Source organism: Arthrobacter sp. MDT2-34-1, from assembly GCF_059091365.1.
In genome coordinates this window covers 1-682 of the sequence record NZ_JBNHGO010000083.1, presented here as the reverse complement: position 1 = coordinate 682, position 682 = coordinate 1, and the positions used below count along the sequence as shown (strand labels likewise).

At 67.2% G+C, this 682-nt stretch carries 2 protein-coding genes; both read left to right on the top strand.

What is annotated here, in order from left to right; genetic code table 11:
* Positions 1-312, top strand: a 312-nt coding sequence (locus AC5RVV_RS17735) for a DUF2505 domain-containing protein (protein WP_494002667.1), incomplete at its 5' end; no start/stop codon positions are given.
* 2 nt (positions 313-314) lie between these two features.
* Complete coding sequence (locus AC5RVV_RS17730) at positions 315-533, top strand: SCO4848 family membrane protein (RefSeq protein ID WP_494002666.1); 219 nt, start codon at positions 315-317, stop codon at positions 531-533.
* The last annotated feature ends 149 nt before the right edge of the window (positions 534-682 follow it).

Here is a 682-nt window from a genome sequence, read left to right as displayed (position 1 = left end):
GACTTTGCCAAGAAGTTTATCGGCGAGAGCCTCAACGTTACCCAGACCGAGAAGTGGGCCGCGCCCGCCGCGGACGGTTCGCGCACCGCCGATGTCCAGATCACGGTGGCCGGCGTGCCCGTGGATGTTTCCGCGGTGCAGCGCCTGGTGCCCGAGGGTGACGGCACCCGCGTGGAGCTTGAGGGTCAGGTCACGTCCAGCATTCCGTTCATTGGCCCCAAGATCGCCGAGGCGGCCGAGCCGATGATGGCCAAGGCACTGAACATCCAGGCGCAGCAGGTGCAGGCCTGGCTGGACAAGGCAGGTGCCTGAGGGTGCTGCATCCCTTCCTTGCCTTCATCCTGATCCTGTCCGGCGTGTGGTCGCTGATCGTGTGGCCGGCGTTCCTGCGGCGCGTCATGAAGGACCCGCGTGCCCGCGATTCGTCCGGCAAGGCCACTAGGTTCTTCACGGTGCACCTGTTCCTGGTCAGCATCTCCCTGACGCTGGGCCTGGCGACGGCGATCATCGGCATCCGCGCGCTCGTCGGCTGATTTCCCGTCGTCGGCCCTTGGGTCACTTCCCCGCGGCGCGGGCGGAACGGGCCCTCTCGGCGAGCACCGACGCAAGTGCCCGGACCCCGCCCACCCCGGATCCGGCCAGCAGGGTGAGCCAGTCGAAGTAGTCACACCAGTAGACGATC